The organism is Halarchaeum sp. P4 (assembly GCF_051195175.1).
Taxonomy (GTDB): domain Archaea; phylum Halobacteriota; class Halobacteria; order Halobacteriales; family Halobacteriaceae; genus Halarchaeum.
Genome location: NZ_JBNTKC010000001.1, coordinates 1,310,359 through 1,327,093 on the forward strand (window position 1 = coordinate 1,310,359; position 16,735 = coordinate 1,327,093).

Below are 16,735 nucleotides of genomic sequence, written 5' to 3' on the forward strand. Positions count from 1 at the left end.
AATCTTGTGGAAGGGCGACTCGGGAGAAAGGTCCTCGTCACAAGGGGCTCGGAGGGGGTAACTCCTCGTCACCGTCGCCCACTCCCCCTAGCGCGCCCAGCGTCTAAGGGCTTCCGTCACGCGCGTCCACCGGAGGTTCATCCGGGAGGACGCGGCCATCCCGCGGGGTGCGCTGGGCACGGCCCGGACGGGGCGCGCGAAATCCGACGGACACCCCGTTCGGCGAGTAGTGTCCGTCGTGTCCGCTAGGCCTGCCAGTCGGCGAGCCCGCGAAGTTCCGCGGCCGCCGCCTCGACGTCGTCCCCGCAGAAGACGCCGTCCTCGGTGACGAGACCGGTGACGAGGTCCGCCGGCGTCAGGTCGAAGAGGGGGTTCTCGACTGCGATGTCCGCGTCGCCGTCGTAGAGTTCCTCGCCGGGAGCGTCCGCCAGCTCGGGGTCGTCCGGGTCGGCGTCCGGCGCGATTTTGTCCTTCGCGCAGACGGCGTAGACCGGGACGTCGGCCTCGGCGGCGGCGAGCGCTGCGCTCCGCGTGCCGACCTTGTTCACGACACTCCCGTCGCGGAGCGCGGTGTCCACGCCGACGAGCACGGCGTCCACCGACTCGACGAGCGTCGCGACGGCGGCGTCCGTCGTGAGCGTCACGTCAAGTCCCGCCGCGGCGAGGCGCTCGGCGGTGTCGACCCCCTCGCGGGCGGTCCGAGACTCCGCGACGACGACGTGCCCTGGGTCCGCGCCAACGATGGCGTCGAACGCCGTCCCGGAGCGTGAGAGCGTGAGGACCGACGCGTTCCGCAGTTCGACCGCGGCGGCCGCGGCCGCGCCGTCGTCGGCAGCGAGCGCCGCGTCGATGGTCGCACTCGCGCTCGTCAGAATCGCCGCCGCACTCGCTTCCTCGGCGTCGTGGACGACGCGGTTCACGCGGTTGCGGACGGCGGCCATGCTCTCGCGGGCGTCGAGCAGCGCTCGGGCCGTCTCGAGGAGGGCGTCGTAGTCCGCGCCCGCGGCGGCGTCGTCCCGGAGCACCTCGCAGGCGCGCACCGAGACGTAGGCGGAGCCGTGCGTGTCGTCGGTACGCACCGTCTCGACGCTCGGGCGCACCCGGTCGTAGGACGTCCAGAGGTCGGGGACGGTGTCGCGCTCGCGGATAGCCGTCGGGGGCACCCACTCGTAGTCGGTCGTCTCGTAGTTCGGCGTGATGTCGCGGGTCTCGCAGTCGAAGAGGTAGGGGTGGACGACCCAGCGCGTCCCGCGGTCGGCGTCCTCGACGGCGAAGGACTCACCCGACCGGACGAGAGCGACGTCCGTCTCGGGGTCGAGGCCGGTCTCCTCGCGTATCTCGACGCGCACCTGTTCGTCCGGGCGACCTTCGGCGTGCCCGGCGACCGCGCCCCACTGGCCGGTGTAGGAGCCGACGTCCTCACTTCGGCGGAAGAGCAAGACGTCCGTCCCCTCGCGGAGGAACGCCGTGACGACGTGTGTCTCCTCCATACGTCGCCCGTCGCCCGCGGCGACGTTAGTTCCGGGGGCCGACGGGACGCGACGTCCGGTATCGTCGGCCCTTTTATCGCGCCCGCGGAAGGACACGGCATGGAAGCGTTCGCGGTTCCCGGCCTCCCGGAGTTCGAGGCGGGCGACGACATCGCGACGGAGATCGAGGCGGCGTGCGACCTGCAGGACGGCGACGTGGTCTGCGTCGCGAGTACCGTCGTCTCGAAGGTCGAGGGGCGGACGGCCGACCTCGCGGACTACCCGGCGGGCCCGCGGGCGCGTGAGATTGCGAACCGCCTCGAGGAACTGACGGGCGACGAGCGCGACCCGCGCTTCGCCCAGGCCGTCCTCGAGGAGTCGACAGACCTCGTGATGGACGAGCCGTTCCTCCTGTCGGAGACGCGCTTCGGGCACGTCGGCGTGAACGCCGGCATCGACCGCTCGAACACGGGCGGGGCCGAATTACTGCTCCTCCCGAAACGCCCGAGCGAGTCGGCCGAGCGCATCCGGGAGGGGCTCGACGCGGACGTCTCGGTCGTCGTCACGGACACCTCGGGGCGGTCGTTCCGCCACGGCCAGACCGGCGTCGCCATCGGGTGGGCGGGGATGCCAGCGTCGCGCGACTGGCGCGGCGAGACGGACCGCGACGGCCACGAGCTCGAGGTGACCGTCGAGTCCGTCGTGGACGAGCTCGCGGCGACGGCGAACCTCGTCTCGGGCGAGGGCGACGACGGCACGCCCGTGGTGGTCATGCGCGACTGGGCGTTCGGCGACCACGACGGGAGCGACAACCTCTATCGGGACGTCGAGGGCGACTTCGTCCGTCAGGCGCTCCGGGAGTGGTCGTATGACGGGGATTGAGCTCACGCCCGAGATACCCGTCAGCGAGGTCCGCGAGCTCGGCGTCCGCGCCGAGGGCGCGGGGTTCGAGACGATATACTCGTCCTGTCACTACAACAACCGCGACCCGTTCGCGGCGCTCGCGCTCCTCGCGGACGCCACCGAGGACGTGCGCCTCGGGCCGGGCGTCGCAAACCCCTACGAAGTCCACCCGGTCAGGCTGGCCTCGCAGGTGGCGACGCTCGACGAACACTCGGGCGGCCGCGCAGTCTGCGGGCTAGGCGCGGGCGACCGCTCCACCCTGCGGAACCTCGGCGTGGAGCGCGAGCGGCCGCTCCGGCGCGTGCTGGAGACGATGCAGGTCGCACGAGAACTCTGGGCGGGCGAGCGCGTGAGCCACGACGGAACGTTCGCGGCGACGGACGCGGGCCTGAACTACGCCGAGGAAGTGAGCGAGGTTCCCGTCCACGTCGGCGCGCAGGGCCCGCACATGCTCCGGATGGCGGCGAAGCACGCCGATGGCGTCCTCTTCAACGCCTCGCACCCGCGCGACGTGGCGTGGGCGAACGAGCGCGTCGCCGAGGGGCTCGCGGAACGCCCGGAGTCGCGCGGCGACTTCGAGTTCGCGGTGTTCGCGAGCGTGAGCGTCGCGGAAGAGCGGGAAGCGGCGCGAGAGGCCGCGCGGCCGCCCGTCGCGTTCATCGCGGGCGGGGCCGCCGACCCCGTGCTGGAGCGCCACGGCATCGACGTCGAGGCCGCAAGCGAGGTGGGCGCGGCCGTCGAGCGCGGCGACTTCCGCGAAGCGTTCGCGGGCGTGACCGACGCGATGATTGACGCGTTCTCGGTGGCGGGCACGCCCGCCGACGTCACGGAGCGGGCGGCGGCGCTCCGTGAGCACGCGGACACGGTCGTCTGCGGGTCGCCGCTCGGGCCCGACCGCGCGACGGCGATAGAACTGCTGGGGGAGACGCTCTGTTAGCGGGGCTGGCCGTCGACGTAGCCGGTGTCGCTGTTGCCGACGAGGTCGGCGAGCGCGCCGACGACGAGGTAGACGCTGAAGGCACCGATGCCGAGGAAGAGGAGCGCGCTGACAAGCACGAGAATCGCCTGCGCGATGCCGGCGCCGGCGACGCTCACGAAGAGGTTCACCATGTCTGCGAGTTGTTGGCCGATGGGTTGCATACGCGTCGCGTCGCGGCCTGCCCCCTTAGTTTTCCGTGATTCGTCGCGGCGGAGACAGACACACCTATCAAAATAAATAGTATCACAATAGACAGGTGACCGGCAGACATACGTGTCTCGTGTGACCTATTCACTCGAAACGGTCGCGTCCGGCCGACCGACGTCACCATGACAGACAGCCACACTGCTCGACCGGATATCGCACGCCCCGACGACTCACCCATCGACCCGCTCCCCGTCGACGACGCCCGCGAACTCGTCGCCGACGTCACCGAGAGTGTCGGTCGCGTCGTCGTCGGGAAGGACGCCGTCGTCGAGGACGCGCTCGTCGTCCTCCTCGCGCGCGGCCACCTGCTCCTCGAGGACGTCCCCGGCGTCGGGAAGACGATGCTCGCGCGCGCCCTCGCCGCGTCCGTCGACGGCGACTTCTCGCGCGTCCAGTTCACCCCCGACCTCCTCCCGGCGGACGTCACCGGCACGAGCATCCTCGACGAAGCCAGCGGCGGGTTCAGCTTCCAGCGCGGCCCCGTCTTCGGGAACGTCGTCCTCGGCGACGAAATCAACCGCGCGCCGCCGAAGACGCAAGCCGCGCTCCTCGAGGCGATGGAGGAAGGGCAGGTGACAGTCGACGGCGAGACCCACGACCTCCCCGACCCCTTCTTCGTCATCGCCACGCAGAACGCCGTCGAGCGCGACCGCGTCTACGACCTCCCCGTCGCTGAAGTCGACCGCTTCACGAAGAAACTCACCCTCGGCTACCCGAGCGTCGAGGAGGAAGTCGACGTCCTCGGGCGCGTCGTCGGCCACCACCCCGTCCACGACGTCGACCCCGTCGCGACTGTCGGGACGCTCCGGCGCGCCCGCGAAACCGTCGCGCGCGTCGAGACGAGCGAGCCCGTCCGCGAGTACGTCACGCGCCTCGCCGCCTACACCCGCGAGCACGCCGCGCTCGGCGTCAGCCCGCGCGGCTCCATCGCGCTCCTCCGCTGCGCGCAGGTTCGCGCCGTCCTCGACGGCCGCGACTACGTGATTCCCGACGACGTGAAACGCGAGGTGCCGAGCGTCTTCACGCACCGCGTCCGGGCGGACGGGAACGAGGAACTCGGCGGCGAGGCGGCGGAGCGGGTGGTCGAGCGCGCCCTCGACGCCGTCGCCCCCGAGTGACCGTGCGCGCGACGCTCACCCGCCGCGGGGCCGTCGTTCTCGGCGTCGCCATACTCGCCGTCGCCTCCGGGTGGCTCTTCGGCGCGCGTTCGCTGAACGCCGTCGCCGTCCCCGCGCTCGTCGCCCTCGCCGTCACCGGATTCCTCGTCCGGCGCACCGAAGGCCCGACACTCACGCGCGACCCGCCGAGCGACGGCCATGCCGGCGAGACGAGGACGGTGACGCTCACTGTCGAGGGTGCGCTCGGCGTCGCCGTCACCGTCCACGACGCGCTCGGGGCCGGCCTCGCCGGAGAGCCGACGGTCCGGACAGTCGCGGACGGCCGTGAGGCGAGCTACGACCTCACGTTCCGCGAGCGCGGCCGACACACGCTCGGCCCCGCGACGGTCACCGCCACCGACCCGTTCGGCCTCTGGACGCGGACGTTCGAGGCGGGTGCGGAGCACACCGTCACCGTCTACCCGGCGGTCGTCCCGCTCACTGCGCCGCCGCGGACGTTCACCGGCGCCATCGGCCGGACGGACGAGCGCGGCGAGTTCTCGGGCGTCCGCGAGTACCAACACGGCGACCCGCTTCGCGACATCAACTGGAAGGCGTCCGCGAAACGCCCCGACGAGTACGTCGTCACCACCTACGCTGGCGACGGCACCGACGCTACGCTCACCATCGCCGTCGACGTCCGCGCGGGCGGCGACCCGGATGCTGCCGCCGTCGCCGCCACCAGCCTCCTCGTCGTCTGCCTCGGTACCGGCGCGGCCGTCGGCCTCCACACCCCCACGGAGTCGCTCGCACCCGCGAACAGCGACGTCCACCGGCGGCAGGCGCTCGAGGCCCTCGCCGTCCTCGGCCATCGCCAGCTTCCGGCGGGTGCGCGCGAGTCGGCTCGCATCGTCGTCCGCGCGGACGAGGACGGCGTCACCGTCGTCATCGACGACGAACAGCGGCCGTTCGACGACATCGCTGACGGAACCGGCGCGAGCGCCGACGCGAACGGCGACACGACCACCGACCCCTTCGAGGAGGTGCTCGCGTGACCCGCACCGTCCCCGTCATCGGCCGACTCACACCGTATCGGGTCGCCGCGCTCGCCTGTGTCGCGGTGCTCTCGGCCTCATCGCTCGCTGTCCTCTACCACGTCGCCGACGTCGTCGGCGGCCTCGAATACTTCTGGCCGGTGCTCGTCGGGTCGCTCCTCCTCGCCGCCGTCGCGCAGGCCGTCCGCCCGCGCGTCGCCCTCGGCGTCGCCGCCACCCTCCTCACCGCCGGCTTCGTCGCCTACGTCCTCACCGCGCCCGAGAGCTACACCTCGACGCTCTCCGTCGGCGCCGTCGCCGAGGACGTCGTCGCGCTCCTCACCGGCTACTCCGTCTTCCGGATGGTGAACGTCACTGTCTGGGCACTCGCGATGGCGCCCGCACCCGCTTTCCTCACGTGGTACTTCGCGTTCCGCGAGCGCTACGTGGCCGCCACGTCCGTCGCCGGTCTCGCGCTCGGCTTCTTCGTCCTCACCGGCGACAGCGGCACCGTCGCGACACTCGTCGGCGTCCTCGCCGGCGCGGGCGCCGTCGGCCTCGGCACCCTCGACGCCTACGGCGCGACCCGCCGCCAACTCGAAGTGCTCGCCGTCGCCGCCGCGCTCATGACTGTCGCGCCCGCCGTCGTCACCGCCGTTCCCGGCGGGAGTGCCTCCCCAATCGTCCCAGGGAGCGACACCGCACCCACCGGCAGCATCGTGAGCGCGGGCGAGCACGTCGGCGTCGGTGGCGCCATCGAACTCTCGCCGAAAGTCCAGTTCGTCGTCCGGAGCGAGTCGGCCACCTACTGGCGCGTCGCCGCCTACGACCGCTACACCGGGAGCGGGTGGATTCGGACCGGCGACGGCGGCGAGCTCGCCGGCCCACCGGGACCGAGCGAGCGCATCGTCCAGAACGTCACCGCGAAACGCCCGCTCTCCGCGATGCCCGCGGCCGCCGAACCCGTCTCGGTGAGCGGCGTCGACTACACCGTCACGAGCGCCGGGAACCCCGTTCCGGAGAACGCCATCGAGGCCAACGAGAGCTACCGGATCGTCAGCGAACGCCTCCAGCCACGGACCGAGCTCCTCGAGAACGCGGGCACCGACTACCCCGACACGGTCACCGAACGCTACCTGCAGGTCCCCGACACCACCGGCGAGCAGGTGTCCGCGCTCGCCGACCGCGTCACCGCGAACGCGAGCACGCCCTACGAGAAGGCCCGCGCCGTCGAGTCCTGGCTCGAAGCGAACAAGAGCTACTCGCTGTCGGGCGCCGGTGCCGAGGGCAACATCGTCCGACACTTCCTCCTCGAGGCCGAGCAGGGCTACTGCGTCCACTTCGCGAGCGCGATGACCGTCCTGCTCCGCGAGGAAGGCGTCCCCGCGCGCTTCGTCACCGGCTACGCGCCCGGCCAGCGCGTCGACGGGGAGACGAGCGTCGTCCGCGGCCTCGACTCGCACGCCTGGGTCGAAGTCTACTTCCCGGACGTCGGGTGGGTCCGCTTCGACCCGACGCCCGCCGGCCCGCGCCAGCAGGCCGAGCAGACCCGCCTCGACGAGGCGCGCCAGCAGAACGAGAGCGGCGTCGACACTGCCGGGAGCGACCGGACGACGACCACAACCACGACCACTGACGCTGGTCAGAACGGCGATAGCGGTCCGACGTCCACCACGACGACGTCCACCACGAACGCGACGAACGGCTCCGGCGCAGGTGCCGGCGCCGCCTCCACGCTCCCGCCCGGCTACCGCAACCAGCCCGGCGTCGGCGCGGACGGCGCGGCCACCACGGGTTCGGACGGCGGCCTCCCGTCGCTTCCCGAGCCACGCGTACTCCTGCTCTGGGGCGTCCTCCTCGGCGGCGTCTACGCCGGCCTGCGCCGCCTCGGCGTCTTCGAGCGCGCCTACCGGGCCGTCTGGCTCCGCTGGCTCCCGCGCGACGACCCCGCGCGCGTCGTCGACGGCGCCTACGAGCGCGTCGAATACCTCCTCGGCCGGCGCTACCGGCCGCGGCGCAACGGCGAAACCGTCCGCGAGTATCTCAGCGCGCTCGACGCACCCGAGGAAGCGCGTCGCGTCGCCGAACTCCGCGAGCGCGCCCGCTATCGTGGCGAAGTCACAGCCGAGGACGCCGACGCCGCCGCGGAGGGACTACGGGCGTTAGTCGGCGAAAACGGCCGCCCGTAGCCCGTTCGGGCGGTCTGGCGACAGTATTTTGTATCCCGACTACCAATCTAGCACCGTAATGTCGGACGTATGCTCGACGTGCGGATTGCCCGATGAACTCTGCGTCTGCGAGGACGTCGCTAAAGAGTCCCAGCAGATCACAATCCGCATCGACGAGCGCCGCTACGGGAAGGAAGTGACCGTCGTCGAAGGGCTCGACCCCAAAGACGTCGACCTCGACAGTCTCTCCTCGGACCTCAAGTCCAAGTTCGCGTGCGGTGGGACGGTCGAGAACGGCGAAATCGAACTCCAAGGGAACCACTCCGGTCGCGTCGAGGACTTCCTCCGCGACAAGGGCTTCAACGTCGCCTAACGACTGATCGGGCGCCCATCACGCGCCCGCCCTTCGACCACCGGCGAGGACTCGCCGGTCCGCCGGGACGCGACTCGCGTTCCGGCGGCGACCTTCCACGCCACTCGCTCCCGCGAGTGGACAGCGCACTGCGCGGCTGAGAGTCGCGCGGTGCGCGACGACTTCTCCAGTTTTCGAGGCCGGTGAGCGACGCCGTCGCTCGCCGAACGTTAGAAGGGCGCGTCCGGCCGCGCGTCGGGACCGTCGTCCGCGTCGCCGCCGTCGGCGCGTTCGAGGTCCCACTCCCACGCGGTGAGGCCGCCGGCCATGCTCTCGACGGTGGCGTCGGCGGCGAGGCCCTCGTAGGAGGCGATGAGGTTCGCGGCCTGCACGCTCGACTGGCCGTGCGGGCAGACGGTGACGACGCGCTCCGCGCCGTCGAAGCGCTCGACGGACTGCGTGAGTCGGGGGAACGGGACGTTCTCGCTCCCGGGAATGTGGCCCTGCGCGTAGGCGCCGGGCGGGCGGATGTCGACGACGCGAACGTCGGTCTCGTCCTCGATAAGTTCCTTCACGTCCGCGGGCGTGATTTCGCCGTCCATGGTCGAGAAGTGGCCACGCGGCCGGATAAGCGGCGCGGTAACGGTGGCCGTGGGCAGAAGCGCTAAGGCGGACGGGCGCGTCTAGTGGTGGTGGTATGAAGGCGACCATCCACGCGCCGCTGTCGGGGAACCGCTCGTCCAACGAAGAACCCGACCGCCGCGACCCGGTACTCGCGGCGTTCGGCCGTCGCGACTAGCGGGAGGAGTCGCTGTTCGTTTTCTTCGCGGCGCCGCGGTCGGGCAACATCCGGTCGCGGCGCCGGTAGCCCGTCGTACACCGCTCAGATTAGGCCGTCCGCCGCCGCGAGCAGGACACCCTCGAGCGTCGCGTCGTTCGCGCGGCCCTCGCGGACCGTCTCGAGCGCGTCGGCGGCGGGGACGCGCGTCACCTCGATGAATTCGTTGTCGTCGAGGTCGCGCTCGCCCTCCGTGAGTCCCTCCGCGACGACGATGCCGCGGTCGTGTCGGAGGACGCCGGTCGTGCAGGCGACCTCCTGGAGGAGCGTGACGTCGTCAGCGACGTAGCCCGTCTCCTCGCGGAGTTCGCGTCGGGCTGCCGCCTCGTAGTCCTCGCCGTTCTCGACGATGCCGGCGACGAGCTCGAGGCAGTGTTCGCGAATCACCGGTCGGTACTGCTCGACGAAGACCACGTCCTCGCCGTCGAGCGCCAGCACCACGACGGCATCCGGCAGGTCCGCCCAGTAGTACTCCTTCTCCGTGCCGTTCGGCTGGACGACGCGGTCGTAGCCGCCCGTGTACCACCCGGTCTCGTACTCGGCCTCGCTCTCGACGACGCGCCACGACTCGGACTCGTCCATACAGCGCGTCGCGGGCGCACCCCGAAAAGCGTTTTCGAGGGCGAGAGACACGCTTATGGCCCGGGCGCGTCCATCCGCGAGTATGGACGCCGACGTCACCGAGACCACCGGCCGCTATCTCAGCGCGGTGCTCCTCGTCAGCGAACGCGAGGGCCGCCCCGCCAAGACCGGCGAAGTCGCCGAGCGCCTCGACGTGACGCCGGCGAGCGTCACCGAACGCCTCGAAACCCTCGACGAGCGCGGGCTCGTCGACCGCGAGAAGTACGTTGGCGCGACGCTCACCGACGACGGCGAGGCGGTGACGCGCGAACTCATGTGGAAACACTGTCTCGCCGAGAACTTCCTCGCCGCCGACCTCGATGTCGAGGGCGCGGACGCGTTCGGCGTCGGGAACGCCCTGAGCGACGAGGCGGCACTCGCGCTCCGGTCGCTCATCGACCATCCGTGTTCGTCCACCTGTCGCGCACCCAACGCCGAGTACGACGCCTGCCGCGGCAACGTCCGCGACCCCAGCGTCTAGACGGCGTCGCTGTAGAACTTCCCGTGGACGATACGCCGGAGCGTCCCCACCGCGGCCTCCGGTTCGTTCTGGAACGTCGCCGCGACGACGGCGTCCTCGAAGGGGACGACGTGCCAGACGGCGCGCTCGACTTCCGTGCTCCCGTTCTCGTAGACCTCGAGGTCGGGGTGCTCGTCGCAGAAGGCCTCGAACTCCTCGTACGTGCCGACCGAAACCTCGAGGAGCGACGCGAAGAGCGCGTCGCGTGCCGTCTCGACGACGTCGTTCGTGACGCGCTCGCGGTACTCCTCGCGGTCGAACTCCATCGCCTTCGCCGTCTCGCGCGTCACCGTCTGCGCGGCCGGCCCGAGTTCGCGGTACTGTTCGGCCGCCTCCTCCGCGGTCTCCGGCGCGAGGAATCCACGCTCGTCCATACGCGCGACGACGAGCGCGCGCCTTATTCCGTTTCGCCTTCGGCGTCGGCGTCGTCGTCAGCGTCGTCCACCATCTGTCGGGTCATCTCCGCGGCCTCCTCGAGGATGCGCTGTGCCTCCCCGTCGAGCGCGCCCGCGCCGCTCGTGTCGATGGCACGGCCGCCAGCGTCGCCGTGACCGTGCCCGCCGTGGCCGTGGCTGTGGCCGTCGACGGGTTCGGTCTCCACTTCGAACTCGACCTCCTCGGCGTAGTCGGTGACGCGTGGCGCGAGGTCCTCGGTTCCCCCGTCTTCCCAGCCGGGGGCGTGTTCATCAAGCCACTCCTCGTGGTCGTCCGCGCCGGTCACCGCCGCGAACGCGAGGTGGTCCGCGAGATGCTCGGCGTCGGGAACGTGCTCGTCACAGACCGGACACGCGTAGCCCATACCTGTGACGTGGACGCGAATCAGTAAACGCGTGGCGGTCCGCGCGGCGGCGCCTCAGAGGCGCGCGATCATCACGAAGGCGTCCTCGCCGTCCGAATAGTAGCGGGGGAGCGTCCGGAGGTACTCGAAGCCGAAGTCGCGGTAGAGCGAGACGGCGACGTCGTTCGAACGCCGGACTTCGAGTTTGACGCTCTGGACGCCCTGCGCGCTCAGCACGCCGAGGCCGCGCGAGAGGAGCGACCGCCCGATACCCTGCCCGCGGGCGTCCGGGTGGACGGCGATGTCCTTGATGTGGCCGAGCGGCCGGCCGTGGTTCGGAATGGTGTCCGCGACGACGTAGCCCGCGACGCCGGCAGCCTCCTCGGCGACGAGGAACCCGGGGTCGCCGAGGTGGCGTTCGAACGCGGAGAACGGCCACGGCTGCGCGAAGGACTCCTTCTCGATACGGAAGACGTCGAGCAAGTCGCCACGCCGCGCTTGGCGGATGCCGGCGTGCTCGACTCTGTCGGCAGCCGTCGTCACGGGTGACCCTAGCGGGTGGGAGAATATGTAGCCTGTGGCCCGCAGTCGGGACGGCGCGGTCGCTGACGGAGCGGCGGAAAGAAACGAAGGAGAGTCAGTTGGCGATTAGTCGTCCGCGGGCGCCGCGCCGGAGCCGTCCTCCTCGTACTGCTGCTTCGTGAGGGAGAGCTTGCCACCGGCGGCGAGGATACGGCGCTCGCGCTCGGACGCGTCGAGCTGTGCCGTCGCCTCCCAGTCGTCGTTCACGCGGACCGTGAACTCCTCCTGGCCGGACCGGACGCCTTCCTCGACGTCGTCGACGATCTCGATGTCGTCGCCCTGCTCGATCTTCTCGTAGGTGTCCTCGTCGATGGTGAGCGGGACGAGGCCGAAGTTGAACAGGTTCGCCTTGTGGATGCGGGCGAAGGACTGCGCGAGGACGCCCTCGATGCCGAGATACATCGGACAGAGGGCGGCGTGTTCGCGCGAGGAGCCCTGACCGTAGTTCTCGCCGGCGACGAGGAAGCCACCGTCGGACTGCTTTGCGCGCTCGGCGAAGGTGTCGTCGACGCGCGAGAGCGTGAACTCGGAGAGCTTCGGGACGTTGGAGCGGAACTTCAGGATGTCCGACGTCGCCGGGATGATGTGGTCGGTGGTGATGTTGTCCTCCATCTTGAGGAGGGCTTCGCCCTGAAGGTGGGCGTCGAGCGGGTCCTTCAGCGGGACGTCGCCGATGTTCGGGCCCTTGATGAGTTCGTCGTCGATAGCCTCCTCGGGGCTGATGATGTCGGGGTCGTCCTGGCCCATGCCGGGGCTGTACGTCGAGCCCATCTCGAAGCCGGGCGCCTCGAGGTCGCCGAGTTCCTCGGCGAGGTTGCGCGGGTCGACGATTTCGCCCTTGATTGCGGCGGCCGCCGCGACTTCCGGCGAGCAGAGGTAGACGGAGTCGTCCTCGATGCCGGAGCGGCCCTCGAAGTTGCGGTTGAACGTCCGGAGGCTGACGGAGTCACTGGCGGGGACGTGACCGATGCCGATACAGGCACCACACGTCGCCTCGGAGAAGTTGACGCCGGCGGCCATCATCTCGGCCGTCCAGCCCTCGCGGGCGAGCATCTCGGAGGCCTGCTTGGAGCCGGGCGCGACGATCATCTCGGTGTGCTTGGCGACCTCGCGGCCCTCGACCATCTTCGCGGCAGGGAGGATGTCCTCGTAGGCGCCGTTCGTACAGGAGCCGACCATGACCTGCTCGACGTCGACGCCCTCGACTTCGCTGACCGGCACGACGTTGTCCGGCATCGACGGCTGCGCGATGAGCGGTTCGAGGTCGGAGAGGTCGATGGTGATCTCGTCGGCGTACTCGGCGTCCTCGTCGGGCTGGAGCTCGACGTACTCGTCCTCGCGGCCGATACGGCTGAGCCAGTCCTTCGTCTTCTCGTCGGTCGGGAAGATGGAGGAGGTGGCGCCGAGCTCGGTGCCGAGGTTCGTGATGGTGGTGCGCTCGGGGATGGTGAGCGATTCGGCACCGGGGCCGGTGTACTCGAAGATCTTGCCGACGCCGCCCTTCACGGAGAGGCGACGGAGCATCTCGAGCGCGACGTCCTTCGCGGTCGCCCACTCGGGGAGCTCGCCTTCGAGCTGGACGTTGACGATTTCGGGCACTTCGACGTAGTACGCGCCGCCACCCATCGCGACGGCGATGTCGAGGCCACCCGCACCGATGGCGAGTTCGCCGAGGCCGCCGGGCGTCGGCGTGTGGCTGTCGGACCCGAGGAGGGTCTTGCCGGGCGCGGCGAAGTTCTCCTTGTGGACCTGGTGGCAGATGCCGTTCCCGGGCCGGGAGAAGTACGCCCCATAGGTGCCCGCCGCGGAGCGGAGGAAGCGGTGGTCGTCCGTGTTCTTGAAGTCGAACTGGTAGGTCTGGTGGTCACAGTACTGCGCGGCGAGCTCGGTCTGCACTTCGTCGAGCTCGAGCGCCTCGAACTGCAGCCAGACCATCGTCCCCGTCGTGTCCTGCGTGAGGACCTGGTCGATCTCGATCCCGATTTCCTCGCCGGTTTCGAGTTCACCCTCAACGAGGTGGTCGTCGAGGATTTTCTCCGTCAGCGTTTGTCCCATAGCGGACGAAAGTCGGTATGCGATGATTATAAATCCCGCGTGTTTGTGCATACCGCAGAATGCCCTAATATGGCTCCTATTCCCTTAATTAGCGTGTGTGGGCGTTCAGCGAGAAGCCGGCGCGTACGGCTTCGTGCGGCGTTCTTTCGTTGTATTTCGTGAAAGAGTGTGAGAGCGCGAATCGACAGACGGTTGAACGAGCCACCGACAGCAGTCGATATGTTCGAGAGTGGCGCGTTCGTCGCCGACGCCCTCGGCGACGTCGCGGACGAACAGGTACAGCCGAACGGAGTCGACCTCACCCTCGGCAGCGTCGAAGAACAGCGCGAGCCGGGTCGCATCACGGCAGACGGGAAGCGCGTCGGCGAGCGCGGCACCGTCGCGACCGTCGAACGCGACGGCCGCGAACTCTACGAGCTCGACCCCGGCTACTACGTCGCGCAGTACGCCGAGACCGTCCGCGTCCCCGAGGGCCACGTCGGCTTCGTCTACCCGCGCTCGAGTCTGATGCGCAATTCCTGTATGCTCCACACCGCCGTCTGGGACGCCGGCTACGAGGGGAAGGGTGAGGGACTCCTGGAAGTCGGCCACCCCATCGAGATCGAGCGCGGCGCGCGCTTCGCGCAGTTCGTCCTCGCAGAAGCCGAACACGAGGGCGAGTACGAGGGCAGCTATCAGGGCGAGCGGCTCCGATAGCGGACGTCGTCGAAGAGCGGTTCGAGCGTCCTGACGAATGCATCGTTCGCGCCGTCGCGCACCCGGAAGTAACCCGTCCCGCCGGCGTCTGCGACGCGGCGCGTCGCGAGATGCACGAAGCGGAACGCGCGCTCCTCAGTCGTCGCCGCGGCCAGGGCGTCCACCGAGTCGACGTAGACGGTCGGGTCGGGCGTCGTCGCGGCGAAGGTATCAAGCACGTTCCCCAGCGCCGCGACGTCCCCGAACGCCTCGCCGACGGCATCCTCGGGTTCGCCTGGCGAGTCCGCGAGCCTGACGACGCGGGCGTCACCGTCAGTCGGCGAGTCCTGCCACGATTCGAGCGTGGACTCCCTGCCCACGAGGGCGACGAACTGTGACGCCGACGCGTCGCTCGCCTCCACGTCGTCGAAGGGGCCGACAATCAGCACGTTCTCACCGCCCATACAGACACGTCGTCGAGTGCATAGCATAAATGTTCGTGCTAACGACACATCGGATTCGTTGAATGTGCGTTCAGGTGACTGGTTCGATACATCGGGGAGAGCACGCGCTCAGCGGATGTGCTGTAGACGTGGCGACGATCGCAGCCGCTCACGGAACTGCACCGCCCTCGACGCCGTCCCGTGACTATCCAATCGACGATACGATCTGACAACGTGTCCGCAAGGAGTAACGACGTTGAGCCGCACGCCGTCAGGCGACGCGCCGGCGCGGACGCACCGCTCTACACCGGGAACAACAGCGGGCGCGAAGGGATTTGAACCCTCGGCATCTTGGTCCGGAACCAAGTGCTCTGTCCACTGAGCTACGCGCCCCTCACAGTCGTGTAGTGACGGGGACGGTTTAACCGTTGTGAACCGGTCTCGCTCAGGGTTCTGTGGAGTTCGCCGACGGCTCCTCGTCGATGACCGCGTTCTTCCACGTCCCACGGAGGAACCACGCGCCGGCAGCGATGGCGCCGACGATGTTCCCGAGCGCCATCCCGTACCAGATGCCCTGCGCGCCGAGGCCGACGACGAACGCCAGCACGTAGACCGTCGGGACGCGCCCGATCCAGAGCGCGACCATCGAGAAGACCATGCTCGTCGTCGTGTTCCCCGACCCGCGGAACGCCCCGAGGAGTACCTGCAGGACGCCGATGAACGCGAACTCGACGGTGCGGATGCGGACGTACTCGGTGCTGTAGGCGGCGATCGCGGCGGTGTTCTCGACGTTCTCGCCGAGGAAGACGGAGACGATGGGGCCGGGGAAGAGGTAGGCGATGACGCCGACGCAGAGCATGACGCCCGCGGCCGCGCCGACGGCGAGTCGGACCGAACGCTCCGCGCGACCGGGTTCGCCCGCGCCGAGGTTCTGTCCGACCATCGTGTTCGTCGCGCGCCCAAGCCCCATCGCGGGCAGGAAGACGAGCGAGATGAGCCGGTTCCCGAGGCCGTACGCGCCGACGACGGCCGGCGGGAAGGACGCCACCATCGCGGTGAGCGTGATCATCGCGAGCGAGGACGTCGACTGCTCGGCGGCGCTCGGCAGGCCGAGGCGGACAATTTTCTTCACGAGGCCGAAGTCGGGGCGCAGGTCGGGGAGCGAGACGTCCGGCCCGGAATCCGTGTAGAACAGGATGTAGACACCGATGACCGCCGCGACGAAGCGGGAGAAGACGGTCGCGAGGACGGCGCCGCGAATCCCGAGTTCGGGAATCGGCCCGTAGCCGAAGATGAGCAAGGGATCGATGACGACGTTGATGGCGACGCTGACCAGCATGACACGCATCGGGACGCGGGTGTTCCCGTAGCCGCGCATCAGCGCGGTGAAGACGAAGAACCCGAAGAGCGCGGGCACCCCGAGGAAGAACCACCGCATGTACTCGACGGCGAGCGGGATGACGACTGCCTGCGTCTCCGGGTCCGCCGGGAGCAACGAGAGCATCGGGTCCGCGAGGAAGAAGCCGAGGAGGCCGAGGAGGACGGCGATGATCGCGACGACGGAGAGCGTCTGTCCCGCGACCTTCCCGGCCGACCCCTCGCTGTCCGCGCCCGTGTACTGCGCGACGAGGATGCTCCCCGCCGTCGTGAACCCGCCGCTCACCGAGATGAGGAAGAGGATGAGCGGGAAGGCGAGCGAGATGGTGGCGAGCGCATTCCCCGAGTAACGACCGAGCCAGAACGTGTCCGCGAGGTTGTACGCGACCTGCAGCAGCTGGATGACGACGATGGGCCACGCTAAGCGGACCATCGGCCGGACGAGGCCACCCTCGGTGATGCTACTCTCTTCTTGTCCCGATTCAGTCACTACTAGAACGGCGATGCCCCCCGGTTTCAAGCTCCCGGTTCCGAGTTAGCCGGCAACCCGCCGTGATTTGCCGGTTCTTGGCGCCGAGGGTTCAAGTGCGGCGACGGACCCACGCCGCTGTATGTCCTGACCAGCGCCGCGGGCGGG

General features: G+C 69.7%; 18 protein-coding genes and 1 tRNA gene. 8 read left to right on the plus strand and 11 right to left on the minus strand.

Annotated elements, in window-relative coordinates:
* Positions 1 to 245 precede the first annotated feature (245 nt).
* Positions 246 to 1,490: an NUDIX domain-containing protein gene (locus ACQUS8_RS07035; RefSeq protein WP_435098898.1), complete on the minus strand. Its 1,245-nt coding sequence runs from the start codon at positions 1,488 to 1,490 to the stop codon at positions 246 to 248.
* A 99-nt stretch (positions 1,491 to 1,589) separates the two neighbouring features.
* Here ACQUS8_RS07035 and ACQUS8_RS07040 point away from each other — a divergent pair, with 99 nt between their 5' ends.
* Together ACQUS8_RS07040 and ACQUS8_RS07045 are read left to right on the plus strand one after the other, a co-directional pair.
* A complete protein-coding gene (locus ACQUS8_RS07040) occupies positions 1,590 to 2,351 on the plus strand; it encodes a coenzyme F420-0:L-glutamate ligase (protein ID WP_435098900.1) in 762 nt (253 codons plus the stop codon).
* The gene (locus tag ACQUS8_RS07045; RefSeq protein ID WP_435098902.1) at positions 2,338 to 3,309 is read left to right on the plus strand and encodes a 5,10-methylenetetrahydromethanopterin reductase; all 972 of its coding nucleotides are present in this window, start codon (positions 2,338 to 2,340) and stop codon (positions 3,307 to 3,309) included. Before ACQUS8_RS07040 ends, ACQUS8_RS07045 begins: the two co-directional genes overlap by 14 nt.
* Here ACQUS8_RS07045 and ACQUS8_RS07050 read toward each other — a convergent pair.
* A complete protein-coding gene (locus tag ACQUS8_RS07050) occupies positions 3,306 to 3,512 on the minus strand; it encodes a hypothetical protein (RefSeq protein ID WP_435098904.1) in 207 nt (68 codons plus the stop codon). The genes ACQUS8_RS07045 and ACQUS8_RS07050 overlap by 4 nt on opposite strands.
* 168 nt (positions 3,513 to 3,680) lie before the next feature.
* Between ACQUS8_RS07050 and ACQUS8_RS07055 the strand changes: the two genes are divergently transcribed.
* Genes ACQUS8_RS07055 through yciH form a run of 4 tightly spaced genes read left to right on the plus strand, consistent with a single transcriptional unit; the run spans position 3,681 to position 8,230 of the window.
* Positions 3,681 to 4,676: an AAA family ATPase gene (locus ACQUS8_RS07055; protein ID WP_435098906.1), complete on the plus strand. Its 996-nt coding sequence runs from the start codon at positions 3,681 to 3,683 to the stop codon at positions 4,674 to 4,676.
* Positions 4,673 to 5,710 (plus strand): DUF58 domain-containing protein, encoded by a 1,038-nt coding sequence (locus ACQUS8_RS07060; protein WP_435098908.1) that lies wholly within the window; start codon positions 4,673 to 4,675, stop codon positions 5,708 to 5,710. Before ACQUS8_RS07055 ends, ACQUS8_RS07060 begins: the two co-directional genes overlap by 4 nt.
* Positions 5,707 to 7,878, plus strand: coding sequence for a DUF3488 and transglutaminase-like domain-containing protein (locus ACQUS8_RS07065; protein ID WP_435098910.1), 2,172 nt, complete (start codon positions 5,707 to 5,709; stop codon positions 7,876 to 7,878). The genes ACQUS8_RS07060 and ACQUS8_RS07065 overlap by 4 nt, the downstream gene beginning before the upstream one ends.
* A gap of 58 nt (positions 7,879 to 7,936) precedes the next feature.
* On the plus strand, positions 7,937 to 8,230 hold the full coding sequence (yciH, locus tag ACQUS8_RS07070) for a stress response translation initiation inhibitor YciH (RefSeq protein ID WP_123074399.1): 294 nt from the start codon (positions 7,937 to 7,939) through the stop codon (positions 8,228 to 8,230).
* Between the two features lie 209 nt (positions 8,231 to 8,439).
* On the opposite strand, the gene ACQUS8_RS07075 is transcribed toward yciH, so the two are convergent.
* Positions 8,440 to 8,811, minus strand: a complete 372-nt coding sequence (locus ACQUS8_RS07075; protein ID WP_435098912.1) for a rhodanese-like domain-containing protein — start codon at positions 8,809 to 8,811, stop codon at positions 8,440 to 8,442.
* Positions 8,812 to 9,092: 281 nt separating this feature from the next.
* Positions 9,093 to 9,629 carry an NUDIX hydrolase gene (locus tag ACQUS8_RS07080; RefSeq protein ID WP_435098914.1) on the minus strand — a complete coding sequence of 179 codons (537 nt, stop codon included), beginning with the start codon at positions 9,627 to 9,629 and terminating at the stop codon, positions 9,093 to 9,095.
* Positions 9,630 to 9,711: 82 nt separating this feature from the next.
* Here ACQUS8_RS07080 and ACQUS8_RS07085 point away from each other — a divergent pair, with 82 nt between their 5' ends.
* Positions 9,712 to 10,149 (plus strand): metal-dependent transcriptional regulator, encoded by a 438-nt coding sequence (locus ACQUS8_RS07085; RefSeq protein WP_435098916.1) that lies wholly within the window; start codon positions 9,712 to 9,714, stop codon positions 10,147 to 10,149.
* Here the strand turns inward: ACQUS8_RS07085 and ACQUS8_RS07090 are convergent.
* The 4 genes from ACQUS8_RS07090 to ACQUS8_RS07105 all read right to left on the minus strand — a co-directional run bounded on the left by ACQUS8_RS07090 (position 10,146) and on the right by ACQUS8_RS07105 (position 13,603).
* Positions 10,146 to 10,562 (minus strand): DUF5809 family protein, encoded by a 417-nt coding sequence (locus ACQUS8_RS07090; protein WP_435098918.1) that lies wholly within the window; start codon positions 10,560 to 10,562, stop codon positions 10,146 to 10,148. The genes ACQUS8_RS07085 and ACQUS8_RS07090 overlap by 4 nt on opposite strands.
* Before the next feature lie 23 nt (positions 10,563 to 10,585).
* Positions 10,586 to 10,987 carry a DUF5810 domain-containing protein gene (locus ACQUS8_RS07095; protein WP_435098920.1) on the minus strand — a complete coding sequence of 134 codons (402 nt, stop codon included), beginning with the start codon at positions 10,985 to 10,987 and terminating at the stop codon, positions 10,586 to 10,588.
* A gap of 54 nt (positions 10,988 to 11,041) precedes the next feature.
* Positions 11,042 to 11,509, minus strand: coding sequence for a ribosomal protein S18-alanine N-acetyltransferase (gene rimI / locus ACQUS8_RS07100; protein WP_435098922.1), 468 nt, complete (start codon positions 11,507 to 11,509; stop codon positions 11,042 to 11,044).
* Between the two features lie 105 nt (positions 11,510 to 11,614).
* Positions 11,615 to 13,603, minus strand: a complete 1,989-nt coding sequence (locus ACQUS8_RS07105) for an aconitate hydratase (protein WP_435098924.1) — start codon at positions 13,601 to 13,603, stop codon at positions 11,615 to 11,617.
* A gap of 219 nt (positions 13,604 to 13,822) precedes the next feature.
* On the opposite strand from ACQUS8_RS07105, the gene ACQUS8_RS07110 reads away from it, so the two are divergent.
* The gene (locus ACQUS8_RS07110) at positions 13,823 to 14,299 is read left to right on the plus strand and encodes a deoxyuridine 5'-triphosphate nucleotidohydrolase (RefSeq protein ID WP_435098926.1); all 477 of its coding nucleotides are present in this window, start codon (positions 13,823 to 13,825) and stop codon (positions 14,297 to 14,299) included.
* On the opposite strand, the gene ACQUS8_RS07115 is transcribed toward ACQUS8_RS07110, so the two are convergent.
* The 3 genes from ACQUS8_RS07115 to ACQUS8_RS07125 form a co-directional block, all read right to left on the minus strand.
* On the minus strand, positions 14,278 to 14,742 hold the full coding sequence (locus tag ACQUS8_RS07115) for a DUF7504 family protein (protein ID WP_435098927.1): 465 nt from the start codon (positions 14,740 to 14,742) through the stop codon (positions 14,278 to 14,280). The genes ACQUS8_RS07110 and ACQUS8_RS07115 overlap by 22 nt on opposite strands.
* Before the next feature lie 299 nt (positions 14,743 to 15,041).
* A tRNA-Arg gene (locus ACQUS8_RS07120) sits at positions 15,042 to 15,114 on the minus strand.
* A 52-nt stretch (positions 15,115 to 15,166) separates the two neighbouring features.
* Entirely contained in the window at positions 15,167 to 16,531 is a 1,365-nt protein-coding gene (locus tag ACQUS8_RS07125; RefSeq protein ID WP_435099256.1) for an MATE family efflux transporter, read from the minus strand.
* Positions 16,532 to 16,735 lie beyond the last annotated feature (204 nt).